Source organism: Streptomyces sp. NPDC086787, from assembly GCF_044745865.1.
Lineage (GTDB): Bacteria > Actinomycetota > Actinomycetes > Streptomycetales > Streptomycetaceae > Streptomyces.
The window spans coordinates 856,659-872,033 of sequence record NZ_JBIVBC010000001.1; the positions used below are offsets into that span (position 1 = coordinate 856,659).

Here is a 15,375-nt window from a genome sequence, read left to right on the forward strand (position 1 = left end):
GGAAGCGGGGCCGGGAGGGCTCAGGAAGCCAGCGCCATGAGCCGGCCGACGAGATCCGTGAAGGGACCGTCGGCCGGTTCGTCCTTGAGCAGACCGCGCAGCAGGAGGCTCATCTCCTTGTCCTGGGCCGCGCTGACCGCCGCGAGCGCGGCGAAGTCGTGCACCAGCTGGACCTCCAGCTCGGCGCGCGGGATGCGCCGGCCGTCCAGCCAGATCAGGGCCGTCGACTCGGCGAGCGAGATCCAGGACCGTATGACCAGTTCCAGCCGGGCGGGCGGCGGGTCGAAGGCGCCCAGGTGCGCCAGCACCTGTTTGTACGCCGCCTGCCGTACGGAGTCGACCAGCGCGTTGGCGGTGGAGGAACCGACGGCCGGGCCGCCGCGCATCAGGGCCGAGAAGCCTGGGCCGTGCTCGTCCACGAAGTCGAAGTAGCGGCGCATCACGCGCAGTAGCCGGCCGCCGAGCGGCCCGTCGTGCGGCTCCACGAACCGGCCCGCCAGATCCTCCGCCGCACGCTGCAACGCGGCCTCGTACAGGCTGAGTTTGCCGGGGAAATAGTGATAGACCAGCGGCCGCGAGATGCCCGCGGCCGACGCGATCTCGTCGATGGAGACCTCGTCGGGCGAGCGGCGGCTGAACAGTTCGAGGGCGACGCCGATCAACTGCTGCCGCCGCTCCTCCACTCCCATTCTGCGGCGAACCCCGGTACTCATGCCGCCCACCTTACCGATCGGATCCGGCCCCGAACGGGTCGGTCCGGTTGTGGTGTTCGCGCGAAAATGTCACATGTCCAGCACCAGACGGCCACTTCCGGCCCGGGAGACACAGATCAGCATCGAGTCGGCACGCTCCGCGTCGGTGAGCAGCTCGTCCCGGTGCTCCACCTCGCCCGCCACCACCCGCTGCTTGCAGGTCCCGCAGAAACCCTGCCCGCAGGAGTAGGCGGTGTCGGGCAGCTCGGCCCGTATGGCGGCCAGCGCGGTGGAGTCCGCCGGTACCGTCACCGTCCGTCCGCTCCGCCGCAGCTCCACCTCGAACTCGGTGTTCCCGACGGGGGAGGACGGGTGCGGCGCGAACCGCTCCACGTGCAGCGCGGCGCCCTCGGGAAGCCGCTCCCGGACCGCCCGCGTCAGCCCCTCCGGTCCGCAGCAGTAGACCACCGTGCCCTCGGCGAGATCCGTGAACGGTCCGGCCAGGTCCGGCCGCCCGTCCTCGTCCTCCGCGACGACGGTCAGCCGGTCACCGGCGAGCTTCGCCACCTCCTCCAGGAACGGCATCGAGGCCCGCGTTCGGCCGCCGTACACCATCCGCCACCGGGCGTCCTCCGGCAGCGACCGCAGCATCGGCAGGACTGGCGTGATCCCGATCCCCCCGGCGACGAACACATACGCGGGCGCCTCGACCAGCGGGAAGCGGTTGCGCGGCCCGCGCACCTCCAGCTCGGCGCCCTCGGCCACCCGCTCGTGCAGTTCGCGCGAGCCGCCCCGGCCGTCCGCGACCAGCCGGACGGCGACCGTGTACGACGAGGTGTCCCCGGGATCCCCGCACAGCGAGTACTGCCGCACCAGACCGGACGGCAGCACCACGTCGAGGTGCGCGCCCGGCGTCCAGGCGGGCAACTCCGCACCCTCGAGGCGCAGTCGTACGACCCCGTCGGCGACCGTCTCGCGCGCGGCGACCCGCAGCCGCAGCACGCGTGAGCGCGGCCGCCCGGAGACGGGCGGGTCGAGGGCGGGCAGTGGCCACAGCGGCGAGACCCGGACACGGCGCCGCACCGCCCGCCGGGCCAGCAGCGCGGCGCCCGCGAGCACCGCGACGGTCGTGGGCCTCGGCATCAGGACACACCCCGCTCGTCGGCCGCCACGGCGGCGGGAGAGGTCGCCAGATAGGCGGCGGCCTGCTCCGTGGAGCCCTCCTGCGAGGGGTGGTAGGCACGGCTGAGGTAGCGCGGGATGGACCTCAGCATGTCCTCGGCCGTGGGAAGGGTGCCGCGCCGTCCGCACAGATGGAAGTCCCGCAACGAGGCCTTGCCTTCGGTCAACAGGGGATCGTTCGCCAGGAAGAAGCGGGCCCCGCGCTGCCACAGGAACACCAGCGCGGAGAACGCCGTCGCCCAGGTGCGCACCCGGCGCCGGTAGCTGCCGTCGACGTGCATGAACAGGTCGAAGGCGACGGACCGGTGCTCGACCTCCTCGGCACCGTGCCAGCGCATCAGGTCCAGCATGGTCGGATCGGCCCCGCGCCGGTCCAGTTCACCGGCGTTCAGGATCCAGTCGCCGAGGAACGCCGTGTAGTGCTCGATGGCCGCGATCAGCGCCACCCGCTCCAGCAGCCACCACCGGCGGGCCCGGCCCGGCGGCAGCGTGCGGTCGCCGAGCAGCTTCTCGAAGAGCCAGTCGACCTGCGCGGTGTACGGCGCCGGGTCCAGGCCGAGTTCCTTGAGATGCGGCAGCACCTCGTCGTGGGCCCGGGAGTGGATCGCCTCCTGGCCGATGAACCCGATGACGTCCTCGCGCAGTCGGTCGTCCTTGATGAGCGGCAGCACCTGCTTGTACACGTGCACGAACCACCGCTCGCCGGCGGGCAGCAGCAGGTGCAGCACGTTCATGGTGTGCGTGGCGACCGGATCGCCGGGCACCCAGTGCAGCGGCGTGCCCTGCCAGGAGAAGGAGACGTCGCGGGCCTTGAGCGCTGTTCGCTCGGACTCCACCGGCCGGACCTGCTTGTTGGACATGGCGTCAATGTACTGGCGGGTAAGTCCCAGGGAAACCCTGCTGCGCCCACTTGTTGACGAAACTGTCAACTAGGCCTGTCGGTCGGGCCTGTCAGCCGATCCGGTCGGCCCTAGCGCAGACCCTTCAGCGCCGACCCGTCCTTCAGGGTGCCCGACAGCTTCGCCTGTGCGCCCTGCTCGGCGCGTACCGCCAGCACTCTGCCCCGAGCACTCGCCGTGACCCCGCCGGACGCGCTGACCGACGCGGTGTCGCGGCTGCCCGCGGCCAGGAGATACCAGGCACCGGCGCCGGACTTCCACAACACCCCGGCCAGCACATGCGGATCACGCGGGCCGCACGCCGGCCCGTCCGTGCCCCGGGCCGCGACCGCGCCGTACCGGCCGCCCGGGGTGTGGAACTGTGCCAGTGCCGCCGACCCGTCGCCCCGCCAGGTCTCGGCCCGGGTGCACACCCACGAGGCCGTCGCGCCGCCGTCGGGCAGCGGCTGCTCGGCGTACGCCCACGCGTTCACACTGCGCACCCCGGCGGAGCGCGCCGCCGCCAGCGAGCAGGCGAACGGGGCCCAGGCGCGCCGCGCGGCCGCTCCCGACACCTCCTTCTCCGCGCCCGGCCGGCCCTCGGTGAGACCGGCGGGGACCAGCTCTCCGAGATCCGTGCCGAGCCGGGTGCCGGAGGCGTCGGTCAGCTGGAGCACGTTCCACGAGGTGCAGGTGCCGTCCGGTCCCGCCGAGCGCGCCATGGGGCCGGTGACACCGTCGGTCAGCCCGAGGTCCGTGGCCGCCGCGTCCGGCCGGGTCAGGTCGCGCTCGGCCGCCTTCGTGATCCAGGGCGCCGCCAGATAGCGGACGTTGCCGTCGGAGCGGCCCAGCACCAGCGCGCTCGCGTTCGCGCCGGTCGCCCCGTCGACCCGGGCGAAGTCGAGCGCCGCGCCCTGGGTGCCGTCCTTCGGCTCGGCGTAGCGGGCGATGCGCAGGCCGTCGTAGAGGATCACCACCCGGGCGTTGTCGACCAGGCCCGCGTACAGCAGTTGGGGCGGGCCGGCCGGGCCGCCGGTCTGGGTGCCCGGTGTCGCCGAGACATGGACCGTCGCCCCGGGGCGGGCCCAGACGGCGAGGGCACGGCGCAGCAGGGCGGTGTCACCGGTGAGGGGCCCGCGCGCGGGCCAGACGGAGAAGTCGGCGCGCGCCGCGGTCCGCCAGGCGGCGGGCGCGATCCGGGTGAGCCTGCCGGGGTCCAGGGCGGCCTCGGCGGCCGGGTTCCCGACGTATGCGGGAGCGGCCGCGCCGTCGGGGCCCCAGCCGCCGGCCGGTACTGCGATCAGCGCGCCGCACACCGAGAGCGCGGCCGCCGCGGCCAGCGCCGCCTTCGTGTGCTGCCTGCGCCGCCGAAGGTCGGTGGGCCGGGCCTGGAGCGAGCACGCGTCGAACTCGGGGGAGAGGAGCAGCCCGTACTGCGGGGGGACCTGGTCGGCCGACCGCAGCGCCGAGTGCGGGTCCGTGACCCCGGCGGCGGCCAGCACCTGGCGTACGTCACCGTCGGCGAGGCGCTCAAGGCCGCGCAGCACGTACGCGGCACGGGCCGGGCCGGACAGGGACGCCAGCCGCTGGTCCAGGGCGAGTTCGTCGGCGCCGCCCGAGCGCGGGAACAGCCGCAGGCCCCAGACCTGGGGGAGCAGCGGCGGCAGCTGCGCGCGCCTGGGCCGACGCCGCCGCCTGAGCGGCCGGGCCGCCTCCAGCGCCGTACGCACCACGTGGAGGCGGACGAAGGCGTAGCCGGGGTCGGTGTCCCGGCCCGTCCCCTGCGCCGGGATCACGGCGGCCCGGCCCCGGCCCCTGGGCAGGGCGCGCTGGGTGAGGGCGTGCGCGGTCAGGACGCGGCGGCCGCGGCCGAGGGCCGGCGGCAGCACCAGATAGGCCAGCCGGACCAGTCGCGGGTAGTGCTCGACGAGCGCGGCCTCGGCCTGCTCCACGGCGATGGCCGGCCCCGACCTCCTGGCGCGGGCGGGTGCGTGACGCTTGGCTACATCCTGTGACTGCACGCCCTGGGAAACGAGTGAGCGATGGGTTGGTCACCCGGCCGCGGGCGGCTCAGTCCCCCGGTTCGACCATGGCGCGCGCGTAGTTGGCCATCGAGCGCTGGTAGCGGGGCAGATGAGGGGCGAGGGCGCCGAGGACGAGGGAGAGTCCCTCGCGGTCGCGGCCGAGGCTCGACAGGCACAGCGCGAGACAGGCGCGCACCGCGTCGTCCAACTCGTCGGACGGCGCGTCCAGTTCGGGTGTGAGCAGCTTGACGCCCTCCTCCGGCTGCCCGATGTTCCTGAGCGAGCTGGACAGCTGGATCTTCGCCCGGCGGCCCTTGTATCCGGACAGCCCGTGCGCCAGCGCCTCCCGGTACAGCGGCGCCGCTCGGTCCGAGTGCCCGGTCGAGTCCCAGGCGCAGGCCTGTTCGAAGGGGCCCAGCGGGCTGCCCTCGGGCAGCTCGGCCACGAGGGCGTCGATCACCGCGCGGAAGTCGGCGGCCCGCTCCTCGGGGTAGTCGTCGAAGGTGGCCCAGGCGGCGGTCACGCGGTCTTCCCAGTCTTGGTGCACCGGCTCACGTTCGCACGGGTGTGCCGGTGGTGGCGACCGGTTTGAGCGCACCGTGCCTTTCGGCCGTATCGATGGGCGGGGTCCCGCCCGGGGCCCCGTGCGGCATGCTTACGCCCATCAGGACCGGAGGAACAGATGAGGTCGACGAGAGCGATGCTCGCGGTGACGGGTGCCGCGGCGGCGCTGCTGCTCACGGGCTGCGGCTCCGGTGACGGCAAGAGCGCCGCGGACGCCGTGCCCGCGACGGCGACCGGCAGCCTGGAGAGCCTGGCGCACGAGGTGAAGTGCGAGCCGGACATGCAGACGGACGCGGACGAGATCCGCCAGGCCCTCTGCAAGAACACCGACGGCAAGTTCATCCTCGCCACCTTCGCCACCGACCGCGGCCAGCGTGACTGGCTCAACGACGCCAAGGACTACGGCGGCTACTACCTGGTCGGCCGCAAGTGGGTGGCGGTCGGTGACAACGGGGTCGTCAAGGCACTGCGCGGCACGCTCGGCGGCGACGTGGAGATCGGCGCCGACCACAGCGGCCACGGCGGCGGCGGTCACGACGACACCCACGGCGCGCACAGCGGCTGACGGGCGGGCACACGGCGAAGGCCGGTGGCGGGAGGAATCCGCCACCGGCCTTCTTCGGTGGGCCACCCGGAGGCGGCCCACCCGATCTCAGGCGCAGTTCTGACCGCGGTTGACGCAGTTCGCGATCTTGTTGGCCAGGTTGCCGGTCGTGACGCTGATGAAGTCGTCGTGGTCGGTGGCCGGCTTGTGCAACTGCTCGGGGAAGCCGTCGACCGCGTACGCGTTCTTCACCACGCCGTTCTGGACGGTCGGCGGGTTGATCTTGTAGACGAGCCGCATGGTCAGCTGCGGGATCGCCTTGAAGCCGTTGCCGCAGGCGCCGCTTGCCGGGTCGGCGAAGGCCACGTGCGTACGGTGGTTGGCGCTGTCGATGTTCTGGCCGTCCCAGCAGCTCTGGAAGGCGAACGTGCGCACCACGTTGCTGCCCCGCGGGCAGATCGGGTACTGCGTCGTCAGCTGGACCTTGTTCTCGAAGCCGGTGCAGCTCCAGTGCGCGTTGGCGTTGGCCAGACCGTTGGTCGTGGTCTTGGCGTCACCGGTGATGATGCGCAGGAACTGCGGCATCGCGGTGACCTTGCCGAGCGGGTTGCCGACGTACTTGATCTGCGCCTGGACGGGCGTCAGGATCTTGCCGACGTTGCCCTCCTTGCCGCCGCCGTCCTTGTTCTGGTCGAAGTCCTGCGTGCCGTCCTGGACGCGGACCACGGGCCAGTAGTACGACGACAGGTCGTTGCGGTTCTGGCAGCTCGTCCCGCCCTGGAGGAACGTGTCGTTGCTGGAGAACGCGTTGACCTTCTGGTTGCCGGTGTAGTCGTGCAGGTGGTGCGCGCCGTTGGCCACACCGGGCGCCACGATCACGTTGTCCGTGTTGTGGTTCTTGTTCGCGTTCACACCGCAACGTGTGGTGAACGTGCCCCGCGAGGCGTTCTGGCTCTTGCGCGGCTGGCCCTGGACGTTCGGGGCGACCTTCGTGATGTCCACGAAGTCGGCCGCGGCCGGACCGTTGCCCGCCTGGCCGCCGGTGCCGTTGTTCTGGCCACCGTTGCCCTGCTGACCGCCAGTGCCCTGCTGACCGCCAGTGCCCTGCTGGCCACCGGTGCCGTTCTGCTGGCCGCCGTTGCCCTGCTGCCCGCCGGTGCCGTTCTGCTGGCCGCCGGCGGTGGTCTGGTTGGCGGTCTGCGTGGTGCAGGAGGCCAGCTGGGTCCACTGGTTGCTGAAGCTGCCGCCGGCCCGCTGGATGTTGATTCTGATCCGGGTGATCGTCGCGACCCGCTTCTGCTTCAGCGGGCTGACGATCGCGTTCTGCACATAGCTCGCGTCGTTCCACTGCGCCTGACGCGTGGAGGCGAGCCGGGCGTAGGCATCGGTGATCTGCTTGTCGAGCGCGGCCAGTTCGGTGGCCACGCCGTAACGGGCGCCGTTCGGCACGCGTGTCAGTTTCTGGCCGATGTCCGGGCAGGAGATCGTCACGACCTGCGCGGCTGCCGCCTTGGTCTGGTTCTGGGCCGAGTTGTTCGACTCATGCGCGGATGCGTAAAAGTTCGCCCAGATCAGCCCGCCCCCGCCGAGCGCTAGGGCCGCCGATGCGGCAATGGCCTTGGTGGCCAGTGGCGTACGGCGTTTGCGTGTGTTGCGTCCCATGGAACTCCTCTGACTTCCTTGCGGGGCAGCATCGAGGTGCCCGACAGGAGTGAAGCTGCTTCCATCCATACGCTGCCGGTCCCGGGCGTGTTCAGCCGCCTCACGAATTCATCAGAGGTTTACTGGGCGAATTGTCCCTCAAACACCCTCTGAGCAGCAGCAGTTGCGGAAGAACGGTGAAGAAATCGAAGAAGATCAGCGACCCCGGTCCAGGTAGGCCAGTACCGCGAGTACGCGCCGATTGTCGTCGTCCGACACCTCAAGTCCCAGTTTGCCGAAGATGTTGGAGGTGTGCTTGGCGATCGCCCGTTCTGTGACGACGAGCTGCGCGGCGATCGCCGCGTTCGACCGGCCCTGCGCCATCAGCTCGAGGACCTCCCGCTCCCGGGGCGTGAGGTTGCCGAGCGGCCGGTCGTCGGCCGACCGCCGGGACAGCAGCTGCTGGATCACCTGCGGATCCATCGCCGTACCGCCCGCCGCCACCCGCCGTACGGCGTCCACGAACTGCTCCGCGTCGAACACCCGGTCCTTCAGCAGATAGCCCACCGCGCCGCTGCCGTCGGCCAGCAGCTCGCGCGCGTACAACTGCTCCACGTGCTGCGACAGGACCAGCACCGGCAGCCCGGGCCGGTCCCGCCGCGCCCCGAGGGCACACTGGAGTCCCTCGTCGGTGTGGGTGGGCGGCAGGCGTACGTCGACCACGGCGACGTCCGGCTTCAACTCGGCCAGCGCGCGGGCCAGCTCGGGCCCGGACTCGACGGCCGCCGCGATCTCGAATCCGTAGGCCTCCAGCAGCCGGACCAGCCCGTCGCGCAGCAGGAAGAGGTCTTCGGCTAGGACAACACGCACGGGATCTCCATGGTCACCAGGGTGGGGCCGCCCAGGGGGCTGCTGACGGCCAGGACACCGTCGAACGTACCCAGTCGCCGCTCGACGCCGGAGAGTCCTGACCCGGCGCCGACCGCGGCACCGCCCCTGCCGTTGTCGGTGACCGTGACGCGCAACATCCGCGCGCCGTGATGGACGTCGACCCGGATCCGGTCGGCGCCGGAGTGCTTGACCGCGTTGGTCAGCACCTCGCTGACCGCGAAGTACGCCGCCGACTCGACCGGCGCGTCCGCCCGCCCGGCCAGCTCCACCGTCACTTCGGTGGGCAGTGGCAGCCGCAGCGCCAGCGCCCGCACCGCGTCACCGAGCCCGCGCTCGGCCAGCACCGGCGGATGGATACCGCGCACCAGGTCGCGCAGCTCGGCCAGCGCGTCCATGGAGTTGCGGCGGGCTCGCGCGAGGAGTTCCCGCGCCTTGCCCGGGTCCTTGTCCAGGAGCATCTCGATGGTCCCGAGGTCCAGGCCCATCGCGACCAGCCGGGCCTGCGCGCCGTCGTGCAGATCCCGTTCGATGCGGCGCAGTTCGGCGGCGGAGGTGTCGACGGCGTCGCGCCGGGTCTCGGTCAGCACGCGCACCCGCTCGGCGAGTTCGCTCTCACCCGCGCCGAGCACGGCCCGGGTGAGCCGGAAGTGCGCGACGATCAGCCGCGGGGCGAGCCGGTAGGCGGCGACCAGCAGCACCGCGGCGGTGGCGGCCGCGCCCAGCGCGGACAACTGCCCGTTGACCGGCACGAAGCCGTACCAGTACGTCCTGCCGTCCGCGAGCACCCGCCACAGTCCCGCCGCCACCGCGAACCCCTCGAAGGGGTAGAACAGCAGGATCGCCGGGAGCAGCGCGGTGAGGGCGCCCACCGTGCTGTCCACCGGCAGCCACAGCACCTCCCGCCACACCTGCCGGTCGCGCAGCAGCCCGGCGGTGCGCGCCCAGAGGCCGGCCTCTTCGGGCTGCGGCAGGTGGGCCGACGGGATCCGCACCCCGCACCACTCGCACGCGAGGCGCCGCCGCACGTCCGCGAACTCCCGTACGGCGCCCAGGATCCGGGGGGTGGTGACAAGCCCCACGCCGAGCGGCACCAGCGAGACGGAGAGCAGGGTCAGCGCGAACAGGAGCGCGGACACGGGCGGCATCACCAGAGCCAGCACGAGCCCCCGTACGGCGGCCAGCACCACTTCCCGGGTGCGCGCGCCGAAGCCGCCGTTGTCGGTGTCGGTGTTCATGGCGCCCAGTCTCGCCGACCTCTCCGGCGCCGGTCACTGGCCCGAACCCCCCGGTCGGACGGTGGTGTCAGGTACACCATGCACGGTGGCGAGGACCTTCGCCTCCACCTGCGGGTCGAGTCCCAAGCGCGGCCGGTCCGACCGCTGCGGGGCCCTGCCGCCGATCTCCTGGAGCCACCGCCAGGTGTCGGCGACGGTCTCCGCCATCGGACGGCACGTCAGTCCCGTCCCCAGCGCCCGCGAGACGTCCCCGGCGTACATGCCGTCGAACAGCTCGGTGTCCGGCGGCAGCCACACCGGCAGCTGCGTCCACGGCTCGATGCCGGCGTCCAGGACGGCTTCCGGCTCGGTCCACAGCAGCTCGGCGGTTCCGCCCGTCACCCGGGCGCAGGCGTCGAGGAACTCGCCCATCGTCGCGTGACCCTGCGGTCCCACCAGGTCGTACGGACCGCTCAGCCCCTGTTCCACCGCGCCGAGGATCCACTCCGCGAGGTCGCGCGCGTCGATGTACTGCAACGGAAGGTCCCGGGGCCCGGGTGCCAGGACGGGGCCGCCTCGGGCCATGCGGGTCAGCCACCAGGGCAGCCTGCCGACGTTCTCGTGCGGACCGAGGATCAGCCCGGCCCGCACCAGCAGCGAACGGTCCGCGCCGAAGGCCTCCACGGCGGCCAGCTCACCGCCCCGCTTGTCCCGCGCGTAGTCGGTCTGCTCCGCGTCGGCCGACGCGCCCTCGACCAGCGGCGCGCCCTCGGCGGAGCCTGCCTGCCGGGGCCAGGCGTACACCGAGCAGGTCGACACATACACATACCGTGCGGCGCGGTCCCGCAGCAGCCGCGTCGCCTCCCGCACGGCGCGGGGCGCCGCCGACCAGGTGTCGACCACCGCGTCCCACTTCTCGTCCCCGGCGAGCTCGGCGAGCCCGTCCGGGGCATTGCGGTCACCGTGCAGCACCCGCACCCCAGGAAGGGGAGTGTGCCGCCCCCGGTGGAAGACGGTCACCTCCCAGCCGCGCCCGAGCGCCGCCGCCACCACGGACCGCCCCACGAATTCCGTACCGCCCAGCACAAGAAGTCTCATGCCCTTGATCGTGCCCGGCCGGGCCGGGGGACGGAACCGTTCTCTGCCGAGGGCAGAGAAGGCTATCGCCCGGCCGGGGGCGTGTACTTGTAGCCGACACGCCGCACCGTCTGGATCGTGCGGCGGTGCTCGGCGCCCAGCTTGCGGCGCAGCCGGGCGATATGGACGTCGACGGTGCGGCCGTCGCCCACATGGCCGTACCCCCACACGGTGGCGACCAGCTGGTCGCGGGTGTGCACCCGGCCCGGATGCGCCACCAGATGCGTGAGCAGCTCGAACTCCAGGTAGGTCAGGTCGAGTTCGCTTCCGTCCACATGGGCGGTACGCCGCGTGGCGTCGATCCGCACGAGCGGCTCGGCCGTGTCCCGCGTGCTGTCCTCGGCGCGCGGGGACGGGGTGAACGGCTGCTGCTGGTCGGCGGGGACCAGCACCAGGTAGCCCACCATCGGCGGCCGACCGGGCAGCGCGGGCAGGGTGTGCTGCGGCGCGGGCAGCCAGGTGGCCCCCGGCGGCAGGAAGTCCGCCACCTGCACGACCTCGTCCGGGGCGACGGCGCGAAGCCGGTGCCGGGAGGTGCTCGACGGGGCCGGAGCGGTGGGGAGGGAGTGGGTGATCGTCATGAGGGGTCAGCTCTTTCGCGCGAGGAGGTCGTCGGAGACGTACGTCGTGCGCGCTGGCCGAAGGCCGGGGTCTACGGCTTCAAGGAGCCGGACGGCTTTAGAGGGCCCGCGCGTTCATCGCGCGGCGACACACCCGGTCGAAGTCATGGTGCTGACGGGAAGGCCAGAAGGGCTCGAGGTCATGGCGACCCGTCGCGGTGTACTTCTGGTGGCTGGCCATACGCCCATTGAAGCAGAAACCCGGCCGTGGCAGGAGTCCGTCTCACCCCGTCAGGCGTTTGCGCCAGTCCAGTGGGTGGAGTTCGATCGCCTTGTCCGGATTGCCGTCCCACATCGCGGACAGCCCGGCGGCGGTGAGGGCGGCGACGACCTCGCGGCCGACGGCCGTCGTGGTCTCGGCCGAGCCGTCGAACCCGCCGTAGTAGAGGCTCAGTCCATGCCCGTTCGCGGCGATCTCGGTGACCTGCTGATGGAAGAAGACGAAGCCGCGCGCGTCATCCCGCTCGGCGCCCACCTCCGTCATGCCGCAGCCCCGGCAGCAGGTGAAGTTCTCGCGGGCCGTGATGCCGGTCTCCTCCAGCGCCCCGAAGGCGAGCGCGACGCGCTCGGGGTCGGTGACACCGTCCCAGGCCTCCTGCTCGGCCAGCCGCTCCAGCCACAGCCGGTCCACCAGCCGCCACGCCTGCGCGCGGGACACCGGCCGCGCGTCCCCGGCGGCCAGGCAGTCCTCGGCGATCTCGGCCAGCACCTTGCGGGTGTCGTACCCGCAGCGCAGCCGCAGTCGTACACGCTCCTCGACGCGCTCGCGCACCTCGTCCGGCAGCTCGGGCACCTCCTCGCGCGGCCCGAGGTCCACCGGCGCCCAGTCCACACCCGCGTCCCAGCCGTCCGACTGGTGCGCCCAGCCGGTCAGCAGGTCCGCGACCCGCTCGGGGTCCGTGAGGTCCGCGCCGAAGAACGCGTCCTCGCCGCTCCGGTGCTCCAGCCGGTAGTCCCCGCCGTCCCGGCCGTTCCCTCCGTCCCCGCCGTCCTCGTGCCAGACCTGCGCGAACACATCCGGGATGTCGGGTATCCGCTGCACGACCAGGAAGCGGTCCCCGGCGCCGCCGATCCGGGCCACCAGCTCCCGCAGGCCGGACACCGAAATCCGGGTGTGGGTCTGCCCGTTCTCCGTCTCGACCTTGACGGCCAGGACCTCGTCGATCTCCATGCCCCCACGATGACACCCCCCACTGACAACGCGAGGGGGCGCTCACCGCCGTGACGGTGAGCGCCCCCACGCGGAGCGACTGTGCGGGATCAGACCTGGCCGGCCTTCTCCAGCGCGGCGCAGCAGGTGTCGACGAGCAGTCGGGTCACCACGTACGGGTCGACGTTGGCGTTCGGGCGGCGGTCCTCGATGTAGCCCTTGCCGTCCTTCTCGACCTGCCAGGGGATGCGGACCGAGGCACCGCGGTCGGAGACGCCGTAGGAGTACTCGTTCCACGGGGCGGTCTCGTGCAGACCGGTCAGCCGGTCGTCGATGCCGGCGCCGTAGTTCTTGACGTGGTCGAGCGGCTTGGAGCCCTCACCGAGGGACTCGCACGCGGTGATGATCGCCTCGTAGCCCTCGCGCATCGCCTTGGTGGAGAAGTTCGTGTGCGCGCCGGCGCCGTTCCAGTCGCCCTTGACCGGCTTGGGGTCGAGGGTGGCGGAGATGCCGAAGTCCTCGGCGGTGCGGTAGAGCAGCCAGCGGGCCACCCACAGCTGGTCGGAGACCTCCAGCGGGGCGAGCGGGCCGACCTGGAACTCCCACTGGCCGGGCATGACCTCGGCGTTGATGCCGGAGATGCCCAGGCCCGCCTTCAGACAGTTGTCCAGGTGGGCCTCGACGATCTCGCGGCCGAAGATCTCGTCGGCGCCGACACCGCAGTAGTAGCCGCCCTGGGGCGCCGGGAAGCCGTTCTCGGGGAAGCCGAGCGGGCGGGCGCCGTCGAAGAAGGTGTACTCCTGCTCGATGCCGAAGATCGGCTCCTGCGCGGCGAACCGCTCCGAGACCTCGGCCAGCGCGGCACGGGTGTTGGAGGAGTGCGGGGTGAAGTCGATGTCCAGGACCTCGCACAGGACCAGGATGTCGTCGCCGCCGCGGATCGGGTCCGGGCAGGAGAAGACCGGCTTGAGCACACGGTCCGAGGCGTGCCCCACGGCCTGGTTGGTGGAGGACCCGTCGAAGCCCCAGATCGGCAGCTCGTCGAGACCGGCGGGAGCACCCGTGATGATCTTCGTCTTGGAACGCAGCTTGGCCGTCGGCTCGGTGCCGTCGATCCAGATGTACTCAGCCTTGAAGGTCACGGGGACACATCCTCCGGGGGTGGTCAGGTCTTACTGCCCGGCAGAGTGCCAACAGGCGATTTCCCGATCATTGCTCGAATGTGAACCCCGTGTTACCTGACGCCTCTGTGCCGCGTCTCACAGCGCGGGTGCGCCGCCTGTTCCTCCTGGACCCGATCCGGTGTTTCGCCGGGTTCAAGGCGGCGTACCCGCTCCGCGCCCCGCGGGGGAGGCGGTGCGCGGTGAGGCGGCGCGGGCCGCCGCCTCACCGGCTTCCTGGACGGCCGGGCGTCACCCCACCTTCTCGATCACCGCGCGGCGGATCAGGAACTTGCCGGGTTCCCGGACCTCTTCGAAGGCCGCGTTGTTCAGCAGGACGCAGCTGCCGGACGTCGAGGTCACCTTCACCGTGGTGGACTTGTTGTTGTCCAGGTTGGTGACCTTGAGCGTGGTCCCGGCCGGGAACTGGTCGCTGGAGGCCGCCGGAGCGCCGGCCTCGCCGGACAGCGTGACGGTGGAGCCCTTGCAGACCTGCTGCCCGGAACCGGCGGGAGCGTCCTGCGGGGGTGCCGCCGTCTGCTTGCCGCCGCCCTGACCGGCCTGCTGACCGCCCTGACCGGCCTGCTGACCGCCCTGACCGGCCTGCTGACCGCCCTGACCGGCCTGCTGACCGCCCTGCTGGCCGCCTTGCTGCCAGCCCTGGTTGCCGCCCTGTTGCCCGGCCTGCTGGCCGCCCGCCGACTGGGAGTCCTGAGCCGACTCCCCAACGACGCATCCGGCGGCCTTCTGCATGACCTCGATCTGTTTGACGACCGCCTCGCGGTTCGCGATCCGGGCCGCCGACTGCGAGTCCGGGTTCGCCCTCTGGTCGGCGATGAACTGCTGGGTGTTGCCAAGAGCGGTGGCGAATCCCTGACACGCGGTCGAGTTCGACGCGGACAGCGGTTTCGCGTTCTGCGGAGTCTGCGAGGCGTTCGACGTGGCCGCCATGGCGAAGGCCCCGCCTCCCGCCACCGCCGCCGCGCTGACCAGCAAGGCGATCTTCTTCTTGGCGCTGAAAGTTCTCCTGCGCGACATGCGCGCCTCCTGAGAGGTAGGGGAGCGTACGCCGCTAAGTACGAGTTGCCGTGCGCGGTTACTCAACGGTTACCGGAGACGTCGAAGTAACCTGCGTCACAGCCGCGTTGGGGGGCGCTCAGCCTCGGTCCGCGCGGGAGAGGGCGTCCCGTACCGCCTCGTCCGTACGCGCGACCAGCGCCGTGCCGTCGTCCGCCGTGATGATCGGTCGCTGGATGAGCTTCGGGTGCTTCACCAGCGCCTCGATCCACCGCTCGCGCGACCCCTCGTCCCGGGGCCACTCCTTGAGCGCGAGCTCCTTGGCGGCCGCCTCCTGGGTGCGGGTGATGTCCCACGGTTCGAGCCCGAGCCGGTCGAGCACGTCCCTGATCTCGTCCGCGCTCGGCACGTCCTCCAGATAGCGGCGGACGGTGTACGAGGCGCCCTCGGCGTCGAGCAGTCCGACGGCACTGCGGCACTTCGAGCAGGCCGGGTTGATCCAGATCTCCATGGCTCCCACGGTAGCCGCCACCGCTCCGAAACTCGTTTTCCCCTCGGGCCACAGTGCCCCCGACAGCCTTGTGAGCAGGGGCTTTTGTCAGTGGTGGGCAGTAGAATAGAAGCAGTGTTCGAGGGTGTCGCCGGGGCTTCCGGACGGCAC

Annotated in this window: 15 protein-coding genes; 1 reads left to right on the top strand and 14 read right to left on the bottom strand. The window is 71.9% G+C overall.

Annotated elements, in window-relative coordinates:
- Positions 1-20: 20 nt before the first annotated feature.
- The 5 genes from ACIPK3_RS03970 to ACIPK3_RS03990 all read right to left on the bottom strand — a co-directional run bounded on the left by ACIPK3_RS03970 (position 21) and on the right by ACIPK3_RS03990 (position 5,323).
- Positions 21-713, bottom strand: coding sequence for a TetR/AcrR family transcriptional regulator (locus ACIPK3_RS03970; RefSeq protein WP_402566409.1), 693 nt, complete (start codon positions 711-713; stop codon positions 21-23).
- Positions 714-782: 69 nt separating this feature from the next.
- Positions 783-1,835, bottom strand: a complete 1,053-nt coding sequence (locus ACIPK3_RS03975) for a PDR/VanB family oxidoreductase (RefSeq protein ID WP_402566411.1) — start codon at positions 1,833-1,835, stop codon at positions 783-785.
- Positions 1,835-2,734 (bottom strand): metal-dependent hydrolase, encoded by a 900-nt coding sequence (locus ACIPK3_RS03980; RefSeq protein WP_402566413.1) that lies wholly within the window; start codon positions 2,732-2,734, stop codon positions 1,835-1,837. The genes ACIPK3_RS03975 and ACIPK3_RS03980 overlap by 1 nt, the downstream gene beginning before the upstream one ends.
- A gap of 110 nt (positions 2,735-2,844) precedes the next feature.
- Positions 2,845-4,773, bottom strand: a complete 1,929-nt coding sequence (locus ACIPK3_RS03985) for a hypothetical protein (protein WP_402566414.1) — start codon at positions 4,771-4,773, stop codon at positions 2,845-2,847.
- Between the two features lie 49 nt (positions 4,774-4,822).
- On the bottom strand, positions 4,823-5,323 hold the full coding sequence (locus tag ACIPK3_RS03990) for a tetratricopeptide repeat protein (protein WP_402566416.1): 501 nt from the start codon (positions 5,321-5,323) through the stop codon (positions 4,823-4,825).
- A 135-nt stretch (positions 5,324-5,458) separates the two neighbouring features.
- Here ACIPK3_RS03990 and ACIPK3_RS03995 point away from each other — a divergent pair, with 135 nt between their 5' ends.
- Entirely contained in the window at positions 5,459-5,905 is a 447-nt protein-coding gene (locus ACIPK3_RS03995) for a hypothetical protein (RefSeq protein ID WP_402566418.1), read from the top strand.
- Positions 5,906-5,992: 87 nt separating this feature from the next.
- Here the strand turns inward: ACIPK3_RS03995 and ACIPK3_RS04000 are convergent, their stop codons facing one another.
- The 9 genes from ACIPK3_RS04000 to ACIPK3_RS04040 form a co-directional block, all read right to left on the bottom strand.
- Positions 5,993-7,546, bottom strand: coding sequence for a DUF1996 domain-containing protein (locus ACIPK3_RS04000; RefSeq protein ID WP_402566420.1), 1,554 nt, complete (start codon positions 7,544-7,546; stop codon positions 5,993-5,995).
- A gap of 195 nt (positions 7,547-7,741) precedes the next feature.
- The gene (locus ACIPK3_RS04005; protein WP_402566422.1) at positions 7,742-8,395 is read right to left on the bottom strand and encodes a LuxR C-terminal-related transcriptional regulator; all 654 of its coding nucleotides are present in this window, start codon (positions 8,393-8,395) and stop codon (positions 7,742-7,744) included.
- A complete protein-coding gene (locus ACIPK3_RS04010) occupies positions 8,380-9,651 on the bottom strand; it encodes a sensor histidine kinase (RefSeq protein WP_402566424.1) in 1,272 nt (423 codons plus the stop codon). Before ACIPK3_RS04010 ends, ACIPK3_RS04005 begins: the two co-directional genes overlap by 16 nt.
- Before the next feature lie 33 nt (positions 9,652-9,684).
- On the bottom strand, positions 9,685-10,728 hold the full coding sequence (locus ACIPK3_RS04015; RefSeq protein WP_402566426.1) for an SDR family oxidoreductase: 1,044 nt from the start codon (positions 10,726-10,728) through the stop codon (positions 9,685-9,687).
- A 62-nt stretch (positions 10,729-10,790) separates the two neighbouring features.
- Positions 10,791-11,348, bottom strand: a complete 558-nt coding sequence (locus ACIPK3_RS04020; RefSeq protein ID WP_402566427.1) for a winged helix-turn-helix domain-containing protein — start codon at positions 11,346-11,348, stop codon at positions 10,791-10,793.
- A gap of 262 nt (positions 11,349-11,610) precedes the next feature.
- The gene (locus tag ACIPK3_RS04025; RefSeq protein WP_402566428.1) at positions 11,611-12,558 is read right to left on the bottom strand and encodes a DUF6891 domain-containing protein; all 948 of its coding nucleotides are present in this window, start codon (positions 12,556-12,558) and stop codon (positions 11,611-11,613) included.
- Between the two features lie 89 nt (positions 12,559-12,647).
- Positions 12,648-13,679 carry a glutamine synthetase gene (gene glnII, locus ACIPK3_RS04030; protein ID WP_402566429.1) on the bottom strand — a complete coding sequence of 344 codons (1,032 nt, stop codon included), beginning with the start codon at positions 13,677-13,679 and terminating at the stop codon, positions 12,648-12,650.
- A 270-nt stretch (positions 13,680-13,949) separates the two neighbouring features.
- Positions 13,950-14,735 carry a hypothetical protein gene (locus ACIPK3_RS04035; RefSeq protein ID WP_402566430.1) on the bottom strand — a complete coding sequence of 262 codons (786 nt, stop codon included), beginning with the start codon at positions 14,733-14,735 and terminating at the stop codon, positions 13,950-13,952.
- A 118-nt stretch (positions 14,736-14,853) separates the two neighbouring features.
- Complete coding sequence (locus tag ACIPK3_RS04040; RefSeq protein ID WP_402566431.1) at positions 14,854-15,225, bottom strand: arsenate reductase family protein; 372 nt, start codon at positions 15,223-15,225, stop codon at positions 14,854-14,856.
- Positions 15,226-15,375 lie beyond the last annotated feature (150 nt).